The sequence below is a fragment of the Thiohalocapsa halophila genome, from assembly GCF_016583825.1.
GTDB lineage: Bacteria > Pseudomonadota > Gammaproteobacteria > Chromatiales > Chromatiaceae > Thiohalocapsa > Thiohalocapsa halophila.
This window is the reverse complement of sequence record NZ_NRRV01000054.1, coordinates 1-16,862: the sequence shown is the minus strand read 5'-3', so window position 1 is coordinate 16,862 and position 16,862 is coordinate 1. Positions and strand designations below refer to the sequence as shown.

The window sequence follows — 16,862 nt, the reverse complement described above, 5'->3', positions numbered from 1 at the left end:
AGCCATGGCAAAGGCGCATATCGGCACTTCGGGCTGGTCCTACGATCATTGGGTCGGGCCCTTCTACCCCGAGGACCTGCCGAGCGACCAGCGCTTGGGCCACTATGCCGAGCGGCTCGCTACCGCCGAGATCAACAACGCCTTCTACCAGCTGCCCACCGCAGAGACCCTGGAGCACTGGCGCTCGGCGGTGCCGGCCGATTTCGTCTTCGCCGCCAAGGCGAGCCGTTACATCACTCACATGAAGAAGCTGAAGGACCCGGGCGATACCGTCCCGCCCTTCCTCGAGCGCATGGCAGCGCTGGGTCGCCAGCTGGGGCCAGTGCTGTTCCAGCTGCCGCCGCGCTGGCATCAGAACACCGAGCGGCTCGCGAGCTTTTTGGAGACGCTGGAGCGCCTGGAGCCTGGGCGCCGCTGGGTCTTCGAGCTCCGCGACCACAGCTGGCTCACCCTGGCGACTTGCGAGCTACTCACGCAGCACAACGCCGCCTTCTGCATCTACGAGCTGGACGGCTTCGTCACCGAGCCCACCGTGACCGCGGACTTCGTCTACATCCGCCTGCACGGGCCGGACGCCGCCTACCAGGGCCGCTACGACGGCGCCGCGCTGGATGCCTGGGCGGAGCGCATTCGCGACTGGCTCCGCCGCGATCTGGACGTCTATTGCTATTTCGACAACGACGAAGCAGGCCATGCGGTGCAGAATGCACTGGCGCTCGAGGAGCGGATCGCCGCGCAGTGACTGCCGCTGCTCGCCGAGTGCGCCTGGTGCACCAGGCGCTGCAAGTGCAGGACGCGCCCGCAGCATCGCCCCCGCCATAACCCCGGCATCGGCACCTCCCATCGGACCCCCGCATCGGATCACAGCCAGAAGCGACCGCCAGTATGACCACCGCCGACCATCGGGCCCCTGTGGGCCCGCGCATCTACAACCTCTTCCCCACCCTGCTCGGCCCTGTACCCGACTGGCACCAGCGGCTGCCGGCCATCGCCGACATGGGCTTCGACTGGATCTTCCTGAACCCGGTGCAACTGCCCGGCGACTCCGGCAGCCTCTATTCCATCAAGGACCCGGGCCGGCTCAACCCGGCGCTGCGCCCTAATCAGCCCGCCAAGAGCAGCGGCCGAGCCAAGCCCCCACGCGACGACGACAAGCTGCTGAGCGAATTCTGTAGCGCTGCGCAACAAGCCGGCATCCGCGTCATGCTGGATCTGGTCATCAACCACAGCGCCAAGGACAGCGTCTTGGTGGAGGCCCATCCGGAGTGGTTCGCGCGCGACGAGCAAGGCCATGTGCGCTCGCCCTTCGTGCGCGATCTGGACGACCCGGACAAGGTCACGGTCTGGGAAGACCTCGCCGAGCTGGACTACAGCGAGCGCCCGGCCCGCGGCGCCATGCTGCGGTTCTGGGAGGACCTGATCGGCCGCTATCTGGCGCTGGGCTTCGCGGGCTTCCGCTGCGATGCCGCCTACAAGCTGCCGACGGACGTCTGGGGCCGGCTCATCAGCGGCGCCCGCAAGAAGGACGCCGATGCCTGCTTCTTTGCCGAGAGCCTGGGCGCCCCGGAGGAGGCCGTGGAGCAGTTGCGCGGCGCCGGCTTCGACTATCTCTTCAACAGCGCCAAATGGTGGGATTTTCGCGCCCCCTGGCTGCTGGACCAATACCGTCGCTTTCGCGACCTCGCCCCGTCCGTGGCCTTCCCGGAGAGCCACGACACCGAGCGCCTGGCCGCCGAGAGCGGCGGCAGCGCGCGGGAGTCTCGCTTCAAGTACCTGTTCGCCGCGGTGTTCTCGTCGGGTGTCATGATGCCCATCGGCTATGAATTCGGCTTTCGCCGATCGCTGCACGTAGTGGAGACCACGCCGGAGGACTGGGAGCGGGGCCGCGCCGAGTCCCCCTTCGACATCAGCGATTACATCGCCCGCGTCAACGCCATGAAGGCCACCACGCCCGTGCTCTGCGAAGAGGGCCCGCAGGAGCGGGTCACCGACCGCAACGAGCCCCTGGTCGGCCTGCTGCGCCGCTCCAATCACGGCTCCCAGCGCTGCCTCAGCCTCATCAACCCGGACCCGGAGCACCCCCAGAGCCGCGGCGTCCAGCAGCTCGCCGACGCCCTCGGCTGCGCCCCGGCGGACATCCGCGAGATCACGCCGACAGCCGCGAGCGATGGCGACGGCGACCCCCCGCTGGAGAGCCTGGCCAACCGCAACGACGTCCAAGTTCCGCCGCGCAGCCTGCGCCTTTTCGTCCGCGACTGAGTCGGGCCTCCCTGCATCGGATCGAGCATCGGACCGACCTACAGCCGGGACCGGGCCGCGGGCGAAAGCTCGTTGCGCTGGTCGGCTGGTACGCGCTTTGCTGAGCGCTAAGGCATGAAGCCAAACCAAAGCTGCAAGGCAGCGGGCGGAGAGCATGAGCGATGACGCGGTGACGAGTCCAAACCGGCAGTCAGCGGATGCCGGCGATAGCTGCGCCGATGCGGGCGCCGCTGCACAGACGGATCGAGTGGCCCTGGCGGCCTTCTACGCCGATGCGCAAGCCGCGCATCGGCGTCTGGATCTGCTGATGAATCAAGAGGCGCCGATGGACCGCATCTCGGTGCTCGGGCGGGCGGATGCGAGCGGCGACGACCCCCTCGGCATCTACTATTCCGGCGTCGGCGAGCGCATGCGCGGCTGGGGCGGCCTAGGCGCCTTCTGGGGCGGCATCTTCGGGCTGTTGAGCGGCGCAGCCGGGCTCTTCGTGCTGCCCGGCGTGGGCGCCGTGGCCGCTGCCGGGCCGCTGGTGAGCTCGCTCGTCGCCGGTGCCGCCGGCGCCGGTGCCGGCGGTGCCGTGCTGGCAGGCGCCGGCGCCGGTCAGCAGCTGGCGGTGGCCATCCACCGCATGGGCATCCCGGAATCCTGCATCGACGACATGCAGCAGCGCCTGGCGAAGGGCGAGACCCTGGTGCTGATGATCATGGACCCAGCCGAGGCCGAGCGCTGGCGCCCACTGCTGGAGGAGCCCAAGCCCGGCGCGGCGACCCCGGACAACGGCGGCGAGGGGCTCTCCCAGCCGGTCGCAGTCTGGACGCTGCCCTTCACCGGCGTGGTGGAAGCCGCGCGCGAGCAGGTCTGACAGACCGCGCGGCGTTGACATCGACCTGTTCGGCCTCGAAGGCCGGGTCCTGTGCCAGGATCTGGCGCACGCGGGATGCAAGCTCCTTGTCTGCCGGCGCGGGCGGCCGCTTGTCGGCCGGCTCTAGCGCGGAATCCACGTACAGCGAATCGACGACGGCATTGGCGGCCGGCGCCGCCTCGGCGATGCGCCGCGCCCGATGGCTCTGGGCCGGGGTGGCGACGCTGCCGGAGAGCCGCACCACGGCGTCCTCCACCGTGACATCCAGGTCGAAGGGCGCGAGCTCCGCATCCCAGGCCAGGCGCTGGCGGACGTACTCGCCGAGGCGCTCGTCTTCGGCGAGCGCGGCGGCGCCACTCTGCGCTGCGGCGGCGGTGTCGCCCGCCTCGGCCGCGGACAGTTGGGCCGCCGGCGACAACAGAGCCGTCAGCAGCACGGGTGCTGCCAATAGCGATCCGCGCAGGACCTGGTGCGGCCGCCGGGCGAGGGTATTGGCTGTGGGTCGGCTCATGGCGCGCCTCCGGGGGTCTGGCCAGTCGAAACACCCCATGGGTGCAGCATCCGCGCCAGATGCGGGCCCCTGGTGCCCGGTTCTGCCGGTGCCCCGCCCGCAGCCGGGCGCGGTGTCGGCCGCCGTCGACAGCCCGGCGCCCTGCTGCTGCCGCAGGGCGCCTGCGGTGCATTTGCCGCGCCCTGCGGTGGCAAAGCCCCGCTAGGCTTAGAACACCCTGTCTGCAAGCGCGGTGTACGCGGCAGTCGGGGCGCAACAGACAACGGCACTGCTTTTGCTGCCGGAGCATGAAGCCCACGACGCCGCCCCGCCGCGGCGGCTGCCGCAGCGCGCAGGGCTCGCCCGAGGCGCTGCGCAGGGCGGCGCCCGCAGCCCGGCCGCTTCCCATCAGATCAGCCGAGACACCGCCATGTCCGAGCCAGCGCCCGCCACACTCTCCCGCACCCGACTCGACGCGGTGCTGTTCGACCTCGACGGCGTCGTGACCCGCACGGCGCAGGTGCATGCCGCGGCCTGGAAGGATCTGTTCGATGCCTACCTGCGCGAGCGCGCCCCGCACGAGGGCGAGGATCACAGCCCCTTCGACGACCAGCGTGACTACCGTCGCTATGTCGACGGCAAGCCGCGGGTCAAGGGCGTCAAGCACTTCCTCGCTGCCCGCGGCATCGACCTGCCCCTGGGCGAGCCGAGCGACCCGCCCGAGGAAGAGACCCTGTGGGGTCTCGGCAATCGCAAGAACCAGCGTTTCCGCTCGACGCTCAGCGAGCAGGGCGTGGCGCGCTATGACTGCGCTGTGGATCTGCTGCATCGGCTGCGGGAGACTGGCTTTCGTACCGCCGTGGTCACCGCCAGCAAGAACTGCGATCTCATCCTCGAGGAAGCCGGCCTCGCGGACCTGTTCGATGCTCGCGTGGACGGCGTCGAGGCGGAGCGCCTGGAGCTCGCCGGCAAGCCGGATGCGGACACCTTCCTGGAGGCGGCCGCCAGGCTGCACTGCGAGCCTGCCCGCACTGCGGTGCTGGAGGATGCCGTCGCCGGTGTGCGCGCGGCCCGGCGCGGCGCCTTCGGTCTGGTGGTGGGCGTAGACCGCGGCGGCGCGCGGGATAGCCTACGCGAGGCCGGCGCCGATTTGGTAGTGGGGGACCTCTGCGGCGTCAAGGTCACCGCCGAGGCCACGGACCCGCCACCACTGCTGGCGGAGTCGGGTCCGCTGCTGCGCCGTCTCGCCGAGCGGCGTCCGGCCCTGTTCCTGGACTACGACGGCACCCTGACCCCCATCGTCGAGCGCCCGGAGGACGCCCTGCTGGCGCCTGCCATGCGCGCGGCGCTGCGGGCGGCCGCCGAGGTCATGCCCGTGGCCATCATCAGCGGCCGCGACCTCGACGACGTCCAGGCCCTGGTAGACCTGCGGGAGATCATCTACGCCGGCAGCCACGGCTTCGACATCCGCGGGCCGGATATCGCGCTGGAGCAGCCGGAGGGCGTCGATGCCCTAGACGACCTCACCCGAGCCGCCGATACCCTGGAAGCGCGCCTCGCGGACATCGACGGCGCCCAGGTGGAGCGCAAGCGCTTCGCCGTGGCCGTGCACTACCGCCGCGTCGCCGACGATCAGGTGGCGCGGGTAGAGGACGCCGTTACCGCGGCCGCCGACCGCGCGCCGAATCTGCGCCGCACCGGCGGCAAGAAGATCTTCGAGCTGCGCCCGGACATCGACTGGGACAAGGGCCGCGCCGTCACCTGGCTGCTCGAGAAGCTCGGCCTCGAGGGCCCGGACGTGCTCCCCATCTACGTCGGCGATGACGACACCGACGAGGACGCCTTCCGCGCCCTCGCCAAGCAAGGCGGCATCGGCATCCTGGTGGCGGCCCAGGATCAACCCAGCGCCGCGGCGTGGAGGCTCGCCGACCCGGACGCGGTCCGCGAGCTACTCGCAAGCCTGACCGCAGCCGAAGCCGACGCGCGCTGAAGCCGCGTGTCCGGCGGCCGCCCCCGCCCAATCGCAAGCCACACCAGCCAACAGGAGGCATGCACCATGGCGCTATCCCTCTCCTCTCCGGCCTTCGCCACCGGCACCGCCATCCCCGAGCGCTATGCCAAAGCCGGCGCCAACGACCAGCCCGAGCTGCTAATCAGCGGGGTACCCCAGGGCACCGTGGAGCTCACGGTGATCTGCCACGACCCGGACGCACCCATGCCCAACGGCTTCACGCATTGGACCCTGTACGGCATTCCCGCCGGCACCACGCAGATCCCGCAGAACGGCGAGGCCAGCTTTCGCCCCGGCCCGAACGACTACGGCGAGACCGGCTGGGGCGGCCCGCATCCACCCGAGGGCCACGGGCCGCATCATTACTTCTTCTGGGTGTACGCCCTGGACGCCGAGGCGCAGGGCATGCCGGACCGCGACAGCTTCCTGCGGGATTACGCCGGCAACATCATCGAGCAGGCGCGCATGGTCGGCCTCTACGAGCGCTGACAGCCCATTTCGCGGAGCCTCGCCTAAACGCTCGCTAGCGCTGTCGGTTATGGTTACTGTCACCGCAATCTGCTGCGGTCCGATCTGCCGAGGCCTCGGCGGGGGGGTGGGGGCTGGCCTGGACCCTCTGAGCGGCAGCAGCGAGCCGGCGGACGCACTGCAGCGCGCTGCGCCCGGGACCACACTTAGGGATAAGCACCGCTCGCACCGGCATTTGCACCCGCTGCGCCGGGGCTGACGACGGCCCGCCGCCTGCGAGCGCGGCGAAGGCGGCCGGTACGGATGCTGCTTGGTGACACGCAAGCAAACCGGAGAGTTCGATGGTCATGATCCTAGAAACGGTAGTTGAACGGCCCCCAGGGTGCGTCCCGCGGGGCGTCCAGCAAGGCACAACGAGGCGGAATAGCCGACCTATTCCAACGAGTTGTAACGCAGCTGGGCGCCGCGCGGGGCGTGCCATGGGGGTCGTAGCGGCCCGCACCCGGGAGGTGACCTTGAAGTCGGTACGAATTCTCAAATTGCGCAAACACTTGTAGCTGCGACAAAGCGGTCAACTGCCGTTTCTAGGATGATGCCCCTGCACCGCACCGACGAAATCATGGTCCCCACCGAGGCCGGCGACCTGCCGGGCTTCCTGGACCTGCCGGATGCCGCCAGCGGCCTGGTGCTGTTCGCCCACGGCAGTGGCAGCAGCCGTTTCAGCCGCCGCAACCGGGCCGTGGCGCAGGCCCTGAACCGCGGCGGTATCGGCACCCTTCTGCTCGACCTGCTCACCCCCGACGAGCATGCGCGCGACCAGCGCACCGCCGAGCATCGCTTCGATATTCCGCTGCTGACGCGCCGACTGGTGCACGCCGTCGACTGGGCGGCGGCAGACGCACGCACCGAGCATCTCGCCATCGGCGCATTCGGCGCCAGCACCGGCTCGGCGGCGGCGCTCGGGGCCGCGGCCCTGCGCCCGCAGCAGGTGCGCGCCGTGGTCTCCCGCGGCGGCCGGCCGGACCTGGCGGTGGACGTCCTCGACGATGTCCGCCAGCCGACGCTGCTCATCGTCGGCGGCCTGGACGAAACGGTGCTGGAGCTGAACCGCGAGGCCGCCGCGCGCATGCCCAGCCCGGCGCAAATCGAGGTCATTCCCGGCGCCAGTCACCTATTCGAGGAGCCCGGCAAGCTGGAGGCGGTGTCTGCGCTGGCGCGGGACTTCTTCCGCGCGCACCTCGGGTCTGCTGCCTGAGGCCGCCTAGCGACTCCACCCCACCCACAGCAACGGAGCAAGCGACGTGAGCGCAGTGCAACTCCCCTTCAACGACCGCACCGAGGCCGGACGTCTGCTGGCCCAGGCCGTGCACGGTTACCGGGGCCGCGACGATCTGCTGGTGCTGGCCCTACCCCGCGGCGGCGTGCCGGTGGCAGCCGAGGTGGCCGCGGACCTGGACGCACCGCTGGACCTGATGCTGGTGCGCAAGCTCGGCGTGCCCGGCCAGCCGGAGCTCGCCATGGGCGCCATCGCCACCGGCGGCGTCCAGGTGCTGAATCCGGATATCGTCAACGGGCTCGGCCTCAGCGAGGGGGCCATCGACCGCGTCGCGGAAACCGAGGGCCGGGAGCTGGCGCGCCGCGCCCGCCTCTACCGCGGCGAGCGACCAGCGCCGCGCATACGGGCCAGCTGCGTCATCCTCATCGACGACGGTCTCGCCACCGGTGCCACCATGCGCGCAGCGGTGTCCGCGGCGCGCGCCCAGGAGCCCTCGACGCTAGTGGTGGCGGTGCCCGTCGCCAGCAGCGATGCGCTGGATCTGCTGGAGCCGACGGTGGACGACCTGGTCTGCCTGGCCACACCCGAGCCCTTCTTCGGTGTCGGGCGCTGGTATGCGGCCTTCCCGCAGACCAGCGACGACGAGGTGCGCACCCTGCTCGCCGACGCGCGGGCGCGCGTCGGCGCCGGCTGAGCTTGTACCGCAGGGGCCATGACAGTGCCGGCGGGGCCAACACCACAGCAAGCGGCGCCGCCCCGGGCGCATGCGGAGCCGGTGCCGCGCCGGCGGATCAGACGGCGGCGGCTGCCGCAGCGAGGCGCTCCAGTCCCGTGCGCCAATCGTCGACGAACAGCTCGATGGACTCGATGAAATCCGGATCATGCTCGGTGCGATTGATGGTGCAGTGCACCACCACGGGCGCCGGTGTGTCGGTCCCGGCGGTGATCGTCCAGGCCAAGGCATTGGGGCAGCGCGGCAGCGTGAAGCGCACGCCGCCACGGATCGGCTCGCGGTGCACCTGAAACTGCCCCCACAGGGACCAGATCTCCCCGTTCTCACCCTCGGCCCTCAGCACGGCGTCGATGGACGCGCAATGCTCCGCGAGGCTGCCGATGGTCAGTTGTCTCTGCAGCGCCGTCTCGGTAGCCTCGGCCGCGGCCGTCGCAAAGAATTCCACTCGTCGCCCTCCCGGTCACTCATGCGGCATTGCGGTGAACCCGGGCAGTATAAGGGGCACCTTCAGGGCCGTGCTGGCGCGTTGCAGCAGCAAGCCCGGCGGCCGAGGTCGAAGCCCGCGCGCCTGCCCCGACGCAGCAACCGGCACGCAGCCTGCAAGGGCTAGACTGGAAGGGGTGCGGCGGGCTGCGCCTCATCAACATCGCCGCCGCCCGTCTCGCAACCCGCAAGCCAAGCCAACGGAGGACACGCCATGATCAGCGTCCGCCCGCAACCGGACAGCAATATCGTCGAGCTGGAGATCGCCGGCTCCGTGACCGCACAGGAGTTCGACGACGCCCTCGCCGCCCTCAACGGCGCTATCGAGCAGCACGGGCGCATCCGCCTGCTGCAAATTGTCGAATCCCTGGACATGCCGCCGGTGCCCTGGAACCGACTCTGGGAAGACATCAAGTTCAGCTTCGAGCACCTGAGCGACATCACCCATGTCGCCGTGGTGGCAGACCAGGGCTGGATCAGCGCCTACGTCAGCATGATGAGCCCAATGTTCAAAGCGGAGCTCAAGTCCTTCAAGCGCGCTGAAGAGTCCGCGGCACGGACCTGGCTGGAGCAGGCCGTCTGAGCGCCCGCGGGCGTATCGGCGTGACCGCGCGCATGGCGCGCGGACCCTCCCCGGTCCCGCGCCACCTAAGCGCCCACGCCTACCCGACCCGGGCGTGGGCGCGCCCGTAGTAGTCGTAGAGGACCGCTTCCATACGTGCATTCACGGGCTCGGCGGGGTCGAATGCGGGCGCCTCCTCCACCTGTGCCTCCGTGGCCTCGGTGCGCACACTGCGGCTCGCCCAGTCGACGTCCGTCACCAGCTCCACGGGCAGCAGCACCTGCTTGGAGAACGGCAGGCGCGAGGTGTCCACCACCAGATAGCGCACCGCCCAACGCTCGTCGTCCACGATCACGTCCTTGAGTCGGCCGACTTTCGCAGCTTCGCCGTCGCCCCCGGCACGCACATCATAGCCCGTGATCTCGCGCAGGGAGCGCAGATGCACCCGGTCGTCGACGGCGGGGTCCACCGGCTCGGCGGTATCCGGCTCTTCGGGCACGGTAGGGGCCGGCTCGATGTACATCTCCTGCGGCGCCATCATGGTGGAGGGCGCCGGATAGTCGCCCCAGAGCCCGCTGCCGAGCCAATAGGCGGGCAGCCCGTGCGCGGTGTTGAACGCCTGCTCGTAGCGACGCGAGACCGGCGCGTCCTCGTCCAGGGGCGGACTCTGCTCTAGCTGCTCGCGCGTCATGGCCACGGGCAAGCGCTGGGCTGCCCAATCCGGCGTGCCGAGCTGCGCCGGCGACACCAGGACCTTTCGGCCCGGCAGCCAGGTGCGGGTGTCCGCGACCATGTAACGCACCGCCCACTGTTGGTCGTCGATGAGGAAATCGCGGCAGCGCCCGATCTCGTCGTCTGTGGCGTGCAGCCGATAGCCCTCGGGCTCGGCGAGACTTCTCAGCATGATCACCTCCGGTTCATTGATTGGGTGCTGGGCCTGGGTGCCGCCCTGGGGTGCTGGGCCTGGCGTGCTGGCCTGGCGTGCTGGGCCTGGGGTGCCGGCCTGGTCGATGGCCCCTGAATATGGTGTGCAGGAACCGCGCCAGCGCCTGGACGGCTGGCGATCAGTGCTGTGCAGGCGCGGCGGGTGTCGGCACAAGCTCGCCTAACCTGCTGAGCCCCTTCATGCTCTCCGGGGCGCCAATACCGAAGCCACGCTCACGGCTTCGTCGGTGCAGGCCCAAGGCGCGGGGGCCAGCCCTCACCAGGTCACCAGCGCCCACAATCCCAACAGATAGAGCACCAGCACCGAGACGCTCTCGAAGCCGATGTTCGCCAGTCCTTTGCGCTCGCGGCGGATCAAACCCATGAGTAGGAAGGCCGTGAGCAGGATGGTCAGTGCGATGACGAACAGCGGCTGCTCGCCGATGGCGTGATAGATGGAGCCCTCGCGATAGGCCACATCGGAGAACACCAGAAAGAGCACGTCGAAGGTGTTGCCGCCGATAATCCCGCCCACGGCCAGGGTGAGCGCGCCTTGGCGCACGGCGGCGAGCGCCGTCACCAGCTCCGGCAGCGAGGTCGCCACCGCGGTGAACAGAGTGCCCACCAGCGTCTCCGACAGCCCGGTGTGGCGCACCAGGGCGATGCCGGAGATCCCAACCACCCAGCCGGCGCCGCCCACCACGGCCGCGCTGATGACGAAGCCGACCCAGGTGCGCCAGCGCGAGATGCCGCCGGTGTCGGCCTCCTCTGGACGGTCTTCGCGTGTTTCGCGCGTTTTCACCGGCCGCCACCCGGGGGCGTCGCGCGTGCGCGACGCGAGCCTGAGCCCGAATACGTAGACCGCGAGCACCATCACGGACGCCGGATGCACCCCCCAGATGGCCAACTCCGGCCCGGTCGCCGCCAGCAGGGCCAGCGACAGCAGCGCCACCAACAGGGCGCCGTTGATCATGTTGGTCACCGACGCCGCCGCATGCTCTAGGTTCACTTTCCGGTACGCCAGGTCCGCCAGCACCAGAAAGGCGGTCTGCGCGGCGATGCCGCCGACGGCGTTGCCCACCGCGAGATCGGCCCGGCCCGCGGCGGCGGTGGTGATGGAGGCCACCGCGCCGGGCAATGAGGTCATGGCCCCCAGCAGCGCCGCGCCGAACACGGCTTCGCCCAGACCGGTGAGGTCAGCGAGCCGATCCGCCAGCCGCGTCAGGCGCGAGCCAACCACGGCGATGACCAGCGCACCGCCGATGAAGAGGGCCAGCGTCAGCGGCAGTGAGAGTTGCTCCGGTTGCATGCGATGGCTCTCTGGGGATCAAGATCGATCTTCAGACGAGTCGGCTACGCAGACCATGTGCCCGGGGCTCGCGCCGACCGCGCTCAGGCCGCCGCCGGGATCATCGCCGCTGCCGCCGGGGCATTTACACCAGTGGGGCGGGGCAGATGCCCCACTTGCCAAGCCCGCACAACCGCCCGCCGTGCGCCTGCCTGCGGTACGCTGCTTGCTGTTAACAGTGCGGGATAGAACGGCCGTCGACGGCTGCGTCAGCCTGACATTGCGACGGTCGCGCCAGACCCGGCAAGACCAAGGCCGCTTGCGTGCGAGGGGGCGCTCGCCGCGCGAGCGCCGGGGCGCGCCGCTCGGACAACCCCGAGACTCGGCGCTCGCCAGACTTCAGTAGGCGCTGCCGCGCCTGCGCAGGCGGCGCCTCACGGCGGTCAGCGCAGCTTGCCCGAGCAGAAAAGCCGTGACGCCCATCATCAGCCAGACGGCATTACCCTGGAACAGAGACTCGCCCACCAGCACCATACCGGCACCCACCAGCGACTGGACCGGCGCGCCGACGAGCATGTAGGGCAGGAAGCGGGCGCCGCCCAGCGCCAGCAGCCAGCTCTGCATCAGCCAGGGCAGCGGCGAGGCCCGCAGCAGGACGATGGTCCGCCACTCGGTGCTGGCGGTCAGCTGCGGCAGCGGGTAGCCGCGCCGGTGCAGCAAGCCGTGGATGGGCCCGGAGAGCAGCCGCGCGACGGCGAACGAGATGGCCATGTTCGCAGTCATGCAGGCCAGTGCCACCGCCAGGGCAAGGGCCGGGTCCGTGAACACGGCGCCGACGGTCAGGTAGAACAACGAGATCGGGAACCCCAATGCCGGCAGCACCACGAAGCCAAGCACGAAGGCCCAGGGCGGGATGCTCCGCAGCCAGTCCGGGAGCTCCGCCAAGGACAGACCCGGCGCCGCTGCCGCAGCAGCCGCGTCCGCAACGGCCAGCGCCGGCAGTGTGGAGCAGGCCCACAGCGCCGCCGGCAGCGCAGCACGCCAGCCCGCGCAGACCCAGAGCCGGCTGGAGTGGGAACGCTCACCGCGGGGCTGCGCCTGCCCGACGGCCCGTCCTGGCGGTGGCGCCAGCGACTGCTGGCCTGCGGGTTGTACTGCGAGCGAGTTGCACTCCATGGGTTGGGGAGGTGGGACCGTACAGCCGAGAGCCAAGCCGCCCGCGGTGCGTCGAGGCCGAAAACACCCGCGCCAAGAGGCCGCATGATGCAGCGCTCTGACCCGCCGCCCCAGCCAGCCGAGCGGCCGCTGCCGCGGCTGCGGCGGGCGCTCGGGCGGCTGCGCCATGCCGCAACGCGCATTCGCCGACCACAGGTCATGGGCCGCTGGCACCGGGGCCTGAGCTACCTCTGGCATCTGTTGATATGGTCGCGCATCGCTGCCGGGCGCGCCGGCGCCCTGCCCATTGAGCTGCCGGCGGCCATGCTGCGCGCCAAGGGCATCGCCCTGGCACCGCCGCACCTGGAGGCCTCCCATCATCCGGACGCCGGCGCCGTCACCGCGGGCTTCGCCGAAATCTATGCCCTGCTCTTCGCCAACCTGCAGCGGGCAGACTTGCTGTCGTCGACCCGCCATGCCATCCCAGGCCCGGCCTTCCGCGGCGTCTATCTGTGGGATTCCGCCTTCATCGCCCAAGTCTGGCGCTGGTGGGACCCGACGGCGGCGGCGGACGTGCTCAATGCCGTGGTGGAGCTCCGCGACGGCGACCGCCTGCAGCACGTGGTGACGGAGTTCCACGAGTCCCCTTACACCCAGCCGCCGCTCATCGCCTGGTCCCTGGCGCGACTCGCCGAGCAGCTCGCAGCGCCCAAGGCGCAGGCGCTCGCCGAGCGCGACTTCGACGCATTGGACGCCTATCAGGACTGGCTGAGCCGCCACCGCCGGCTCGACAGCGGCCTCTACGCCTGGGCGCACCCCTACGAGTCCGGCGTCGAGAACGCCCCGCGCTTCAGCAATACGGACGAGAGCGCACTGCGACGCACCGCTGCCATCGCCGCCGTCGACTTCAGCAGCTATGTCGTGCTGCAGCTGGACGCCCTGGCGGCGCTGGCGGCCCGCATCGGCCGGGAGACGGATGCCGCCCGCCGCGCCGCTGAAGCCGAGGCACTCCGCCGGCGCATCGACAGCCTGCTGTGGGACGAGCGCGACGGCCTCTACTACGACCGCGACGGCGCCGGTAGCCCGGTGCGCGTGGCGACCATCGCGTCCCTGCTGCCGCTCTGGGCCGGGGTGCCGGACGCGGCGCGGGCCGAGCGGCTAGTGGCGCGCATCATGGCCGCCGAGAGTTTTGGCACCGCCATGCCGCTGCCCTCGGTGGCGCGCGACGAGCCGCAGTTCGAGCGCGACATGTGGCGCGGCCCGGTCTGGCTGAACACCGCCTACGGGGTCATTCTGGGGCTGCGGCGCTACGGCTACCAGCGCGAGGCCGCCGAGCTGGCCTGGCGCCTGTGTGTGGGCGTCTACCGGGTGTTCGCCGCCGAGCGGCGCATCTACGAGTTCTACGACCCGGACCAGCACCACACCCGCCATCTGCACCGCAAGCGCGGCAACCGCTGGAAGGCGCTCACGCTGGGCACCGGCCCGCAGACCGACTTCGTTGGCTGGACCGGTCTGGCCAACAATCTGCTATTAGAGGTGCTGCTGGGGCTGGATCTGCGCGGCGAGCGCCTGCGCCTTTGCCCGCGCCTGCCGCAGGCCGCGCAAGGGCTCGGGCTGGCGCTGCGGCTGCCGCAGCAGGACCTGCTGCTCCGCCTGACCAGCGCGGCCGAGGGCGTCACCGGCAGCGTCAGCCAAGCCGGCCGGAGTGCGGACTTCAGCGCCGGCTATGGCGCAACCATCGATCTCCACGCCGTCCTCCACGGCGCTACCGAAGGCAACACGCCATGCGCTTCTGCGACCTGACCCTGGCCTACACCGAAACCAGCGGCGGCATCCGCACCTACATCGACCACAAGCGCCGCTACATCGCGGAGGCCACCGACCACGAGCACGTGCTCATCGTGCCCGGCGAGCGCGACCGGGTGAGCCGCGACGGGCCGCTCACGAAGATCGAGCTCCAGAGCCCGGTGATCCCGGGCTGTCGACCCTACCGCTTCTTCTGGCAGCCGGCGAAGATCCGCCACGCCCTGGAGCGCAGCGCGCCGGACATCGTGGAGCTGGGCAGCTTCTTCGTCTCGCCCTGGGCCGCCTTCCGCTACCGCGAGGAGTGCCACGAGGTGGCTCGCCCCTGCCTGGTGTCCGCCTATTTCCACACCGATGTCGCCGAGGCCTATGTCGGCGCGCCGCTGCGGCACTTCCTGGGCGAAGGCGTCGAGGAGATCAGCGACACCCTCAGCGGCTGGGGCCACAGGCTGAGCGACGCCATCGAGAGCGGCGCCGAGGCCACCTTCGGGCAGATCTTCCGCCGCTGCGACCTGACCTTCGCCGCCACCGAGGCGCAGGCGGCGCGCATCCGCGAATACGGCGTCGAGGGCACCCGCATCGTGCCGCTGGGTGTGGACCTGGATATGTTCTCGCCGGCTCGGCGCAGCCTGGAGTGGCGCCGTGGCCACGGCATCACCGACCACGATCTGCTGCTGATGTACTGCGGGCGCCTCGACAACGAGAAGGACGTCATGCTGCTGGCGGACGCCTTCACCCGACTGGTGCTCGCGGACGACTGCGCAAGCCCCAAACGACCGCCCGGCAGCCCGCCCAGCCGCTGCCACCTCATGATGCTGGGCGACGGCCCGCTGCACGACCAGCTCGCGCGCCGCGCCGAGCAGATACCGCGCCTGCACTTGCCGGGCTATGAAGCGGACCGCGCCCGGCACGCCACCGCGCTGGCCTCCGCCGATATCTATGTCACCGCCGGCCCCCACGAGACCTTCGGCCTCGCCGTGGTGGAGGCGCAGGCGGCCGGCTTGCCGGTGGTGGGGGTGGACGCCGGCGCCCTGCGCGAGCGCGTGGTGTCGGGCACCGGGCGCCTCGGGCCCGTGGGCGATGCCGAGGCCTTCGCCGCCAACATCCGCGCCGTCGCCGCCGAGCGCAAGGCCATGGGCGCCGCGGCCCGCGAGCACGTGGTGAGCGCCGGCTACGGCTGGGAGCGCACGTTCGAGCTGCTGCTGGACATCTATGCAGGGACCTTTGCGGGGCGAAGCGCAGCGACAACGCATTGAGTCTGCCAAGACCCAAGCTCGCTGACGCGGCGCGCGCTGCCGTGGCAGCCAGCGGCTAGAGTTGCACGCCCACAGGCCGGAGTCGAAGCCGAATCGGCCCCTTGGCGGTGTCGGGGTCCACCGGACGCCCCTGCTGGGTGATGTCGATGCGCCCGGCGCGTTGCAAGCGCCTTGCGGCCATGCGCACGGGCTCCATCTGTTGTCGCCAGTCGTCGCCGTCGGCGAGCTTGCGGGCCGCCTCGCTGGGGCAGATGCTCGCATCGGCCGCGCGCGTATCCAGCAAACCCAGGATAACCTCTTCGATGTGGCGATCGCGCTGGGAGACACCGCGTTTGCGACAGGCGTCGGAGCAGTATTTGACGCTCTCCCAGTCCCGCGCCCATTTGCGCCGCCAGGAGATGCTGCGGCCGCACACGGTGCAGATGCGTTCGACGCGCATGGTGACTTCGACCTTTGTTGGGGCTGGCTTGTAAATGCGGGGCGCCGCTGTCGAGGCAAGGTCTTTCGGTTCGAGCCAGCCACCTTCCACGACGACAGCGCTCGCCCCGCGACGCGGCCGTGCTCGCATCACCACCTCGGCCCACCACGGCCTGACCCAAGAACGCCGATCGCTGCCACGAGTGACGCCATGATCCGCCTGCGCCGTCTGCTGCTGCTCGTCATCCTCGCCGTGGCATCGACACAGGTGGCGGCGCAGCAGGACGCCGGCGGCAGCTACAACCTGCTGCTGAAGGCACCGCTGGCGGGGGATTGGTTCCTGCTCTCGCGCTCCAACAGCGCGTCCCGCAACAACTTCGGCGACACCTTCCTCGCCTACACCGGGGCATCCCTCGGCTACCAGCTGCGCCCGAGCTTCAGTCTGCGCTTGGGCTACCGCCGCGCCTGGTTCCGCTTCACCGACGACTGGCAGCCCGAGGACCGACTCATGCTGGAGGGCTACTTCGCCGAGCGCTTCAACGGCTTCCGCGTCACCAAGCGCCTGCGGGTGGAGCTGCGCTGGTTTGACTGGCGCGACGACGACGTGCGCCTGCGCAACGAGATCACCATCGAGGCCCCCTGGGCGCTGACGCCGCTCAAGCTCAAGCCCTACCTGGAAGAAGAGGTCTTCTACGGCACCAACGCCGGGCGCTTCGAGGCCAACTGGCTCGGCGCCGGCCTCGCCTGGCGGCCCATGGACGGCGTCAAGCTCAAGCTGGGCTACCGCTGGAACCGCTTCCGCGCCGGCGACGACTGGGCCAACCGCAACGTGCTGGTCACCGGCGTCAATGTCTTTTTCTAGGGGGCTGGGGGCTGGG

The 16,862-nt window shown here is 70.5% G+C and carries 17 protein-coding genes; 11 read left to right on the top strand and 6 right to left on the bottom strand.

From position 1 onward, the window contains the following. The first annotated feature begins 4 nt into the window (after positions 1–4). From CKO31_RS18680 to CKO31_RS18670, 3 genes are all read left to right on the top strand, one after another. Positions 5–742: a DUF72 domain-containing protein gene (locus tag CKO31_RS18680; RefSeq protein ID WP_200240435.1), complete on the top strand. Its 738-nt coding sequence runs from the start codon at positions 5–7 to the stop codon at positions 740–742. A 143-nt stretch (positions 743–885) separates the two neighbouring features. Then, positions 886–2,259 (top strand): alpha-amylase family protein, encoded by a 1,374-nt coding sequence (locus CKO31_RS18675; protein WP_200240433.1) that lies wholly within the window; start codon positions 886–888, stop codon positions 2,257–2,259. 154 nt (positions 2,260–2,413) lie between these two features. Then, the gene (locus tag CKO31_RS18670) at positions 2,414–3,118 is read left to right on the top strand and encodes a hypothetical protein (RefSeq protein WP_200240432.1); all 705 of its coding nucleotides are present in this window, start codon (positions 2,414–2,416) and stop codon (positions 3,116–3,118) included. On the opposite strand, the gene CKO31_RS18665 is transcribed toward CKO31_RS18670, so the two are convergent. Beyond that, positions 3,081–3,629: a BON domain-containing protein gene (locus tag CKO31_RS18665; RefSeq protein WP_200240431.1), complete on the bottom strand. Its 549-nt coding sequence runs from the start codon at positions 3,627–3,629 to the stop codon at positions 3,081–3,083. The two genes, CKO31_RS18670 and CKO31_RS18665, sit on opposite strands and share 38 nt — an antisense overlap. 409 nt (positions 3,630–4,038) lie before the next feature. On the opposite strand from CKO31_RS18665, the gene otsB reads away from it, so the two are divergent. The 4 genes from otsB (at position 4,039) to CKO31_RS18645 (ending at position 8,057) form a co-directional block, all read left to right on the top strand. Beyond that, a complete protein-coding gene (gene otsB, locus CKO31_RS18660) occupies positions 4,039–5,598 on the top strand; it encodes a trehalose-phosphatase (RefSeq protein WP_200240430.1) in 1,560 nt (519 codons plus the stop codon). 66 nt (positions 5,599–5,664) lie between these two features. Then, positions 5,665–6,108: a YbhB/YbcL family Raf kinase inhibitor-like protein gene (locus CKO31_RS18655; protein ID WP_200240429.1), complete on the top strand. Its 444-nt coding sequence runs from the start codon at positions 5,665–5,667 to the stop codon at positions 6,106–6,108. Positions 6,109–6,679: 571 nt separating this feature from the next. Then, the gene (locus tag CKO31_RS18650; protein WP_242475502.1) at positions 6,680–7,342 is read left to right on the top strand and encodes a dienelactone hydrolase family protein; all 663 of its coding nucleotides are present in this window, start codon (positions 6,680–6,682) and stop codon (positions 7,340–7,342) included. Between the two features lie 46 nt (positions 7,343–7,388). Then, positions 7,389–8,057: a phosphoribosyltransferase gene (locus CKO31_RS18645; RefSeq protein WP_438874023.1), complete on the top strand. Its 669-nt coding sequence runs from the start codon at positions 7,389–7,391 to the stop codon at positions 8,055–8,057. Between the two features lie 97 nt (positions 8,058–8,154). On the opposite strand, the gene CKO31_RS18640 is transcribed toward CKO31_RS18645, so the two are convergent. Continuing rightward, the gene (locus CKO31_RS18640) at positions 8,155–8,541 is read right to left on the bottom strand and encodes a hypothetical protein (protein ID WP_200240428.1); all 387 of its coding nucleotides are present in this window, start codon (positions 8,539–8,541) and stop codon (positions 8,155–8,157) included. Positions 8,542–8,793: 252 nt separating this feature from the next. On the opposite strand from CKO31_RS18640, the gene CKO31_RS18635 reads away from it, so the two are divergent. Then, positions 8,794–9,162, top strand: coding sequence for a SpoIIAA family protein (locus tag CKO31_RS18635; protein ID WP_200240427.1), 369 nt, complete (start codon positions 8,794–8,796; stop codon positions 9,160–9,162). 79 nt (positions 9,163–9,241) lie between these two features. Here CKO31_RS18635 and CKO31_RS18630 read toward each other — a convergent pair whose 3' ends face one another. The 3 genes from CKO31_RS18630 to CKO31_RS18620 all read right to left on the bottom strand — a co-directional run bounded on the left by CKO31_RS18630 (position 9,242) and on the right by CKO31_RS18620 (position 12,529). Beyond that, complete coding sequence (locus CKO31_RS18630) at positions 9,242–10,045, bottom strand: PRC-barrel domain-containing protein (RefSeq protein ID WP_200240425.1); 804 nt, start codon at positions 10,043–10,045, stop codon at positions 9,242–9,244. Positions 10,046–10,342: 297 nt separating this feature from the next. After that, positions 10,343–11,374 carry a sodium:calcium antiporter gene (locus CKO31_RS18625; RefSeq protein ID WP_200240423.1) on the bottom strand — a complete coding sequence of 344 codons (1,032 nt, stop codon included), beginning with the start codon at positions 11,372–11,374 and terminating at the stop codon, positions 10,343–10,345. 378 nt (positions 11,375–11,752) lie between these two features. Continuing rightward, on the bottom strand, positions 11,753–12,529 hold the full coding sequence (locus CKO31_RS18620; RefSeq protein WP_200240421.1) for a TVP38/TMEM64 family protein: 777 nt from the start codon (positions 12,527–12,529) through the stop codon (positions 11,753–11,755). Between the two features lie 84 nt (positions 12,530–12,613). Between CKO31_RS18620 and CKO31_RS18615 the strand changes: the two genes are divergently transcribed. Next, on the top strand, positions 12,614–14,311 hold the full coding sequence (locus CKO31_RS18615) for an MGH1-like glycoside hydrolase domain-containing protein (protein ID WP_200240419.1): 1,698 nt from the start codon (positions 12,614–12,616) through the stop codon (positions 14,309–14,311). Continuing rightward, a complete protein-coding gene (locus CKO31_RS18610) occupies positions 14,293–15,567 on the top strand; it encodes a glycosyltransferase (protein ID WP_200240418.1) in 1,275 nt (424 codons plus the stop codon). The genes CKO31_RS18615 and CKO31_RS18610 overlap by 19 nt, the downstream gene beginning before the upstream one ends. Before the next feature lie 55 nt (positions 15,568–15,622). Here CKO31_RS18610 and CKO31_RS18605 read toward each other — a convergent pair whose 3' ends face one another. Beyond that, on the bottom strand, positions 15,623–16,006 hold the full coding sequence (locus tag CKO31_RS18605; RefSeq protein ID WP_200240416.1) for a DUF2256 and DUF3253 domain-containing protein: 384 nt from the start codon (positions 16,004–16,006) through the stop codon (positions 15,623–15,625). Positions 16,007–16,195: 189 nt separating this feature from the next. On the opposite strand from CKO31_RS18605, the gene CKO31_RS18600 reads away from it, so the two are divergent. Beyond that, positions 16,196–16,846, top strand: coding sequence for a DUF2490 domain-containing protein (locus CKO31_RS18600; RefSeq protein WP_200240414.1), 651 nt, complete (start codon positions 16,196–16,198; stop codon positions 16,844–16,846). Positions 16,847–16,862: the final 16 nt, after the last annotated feature.

Bases quoted from the DNA above. Each gene is read 5' to 3' on its own strand.
- CKO31_RS18680 (WP_200240435.1), top strand. From the start codon at position 5: ATGGCAAAGGCGCATATCGGCACTTCGGGCTGGTCCTACGATCATTGG.
- CKO31_RS18675 (WP_200240433.1), top strand. From the start codon at position 886: ATGACCACCGCCGACCATCGGGCCCCTGTGGGCCCGCGCATCTACAAC.
- CKO31_RS18670 (WP_200240432.1), top strand. From the start codon at position 2,414: ATGAGCGATGACGCGGTGACGAGTCCAAACCGGCAGTCAGCGGATGCC.
- CKO31_RS18665 (WP_200240431.1), bottom strand. From the start codon at position 3,629: ATGAGCCGACCCACAGCCAATACCCTCGCCCGGCGGCCGCACCAGGTC.
- otsB (WP_200240430.1), top strand. From the start codon at position 4,039: ATGTCCGAGCCAGCGCCCGCCACACTCTCCCGCACCCGACTCGACGCG.
- CKO31_RS18655 (WP_200240429.1), top strand. From the start codon at position 5,665: ATGGCGCTATCCCTCTCCTCTCCGGCCTTCGCCACCGGCACCGCCATC.
- CKO31_RS18650 (WP_242475502.1), top strand. From the start codon at position 6,680: ATGCCCCTGCACCGCACCGACGAAATCATGGTCCCCACCGAGGCCGGC.
- CKO31_RS18635 (WP_200240427.1), top strand. From the start codon at position 8,794: ATGATCAGCGTCCGCCCGCAACCGGACAGCAATATCGTCGAGCTGGAG.
- CKO31_RS18630 (WP_200240425.1), bottom strand. From the start codon at position 10,045: ATGCTGAGAAGTCTCGCCGAGCCCGAGGGCTATCGGCTGCACGCCACA.
- CKO31_RS18625 (WP_200240423.1), bottom strand. From the start codon at position 11,374: ATGCAACCGGAGCAACTCTCACTGCCGCTGACGCTGGCCCTCTTCATC.
- CKO31_RS18620 (WP_200240421.1), bottom strand. From the start codon at position 12,529: ATGGAGTGCAACTCGCTCGCAGTACAACCCGCAGGCCAGCAGTCGCTG.
- CKO31_RS18615 (WP_200240419.1), top strand. From the start codon at position 12,614: ATGATGCAGCGCTCTGACCCGCCGCCCCAGCCAGCCGAGCGGCCGCTG.
- CKO31_RS18610 (WP_200240418.1), top strand. From the start codon at position 14,293: ATGCGCTTCTGCGACCTGACCCTGGCCTACACCGAAACCAGCGGCGGC.
- CKO31_RS18605 (WP_200240416.1), bottom strand. From the start codon at position 16,006: ATGCGCGTCGAACGCATCTGCACCGTGTGCGGCCGCAGCATCTCCTGG.
- CKO31_RS18600 (WP_200240414.1), top strand. From the start codon at position 16,196: ATGATCCGCCTGCGCCGTCTGCTGCTGCTCGTCATCCTCGCCGTGGCA.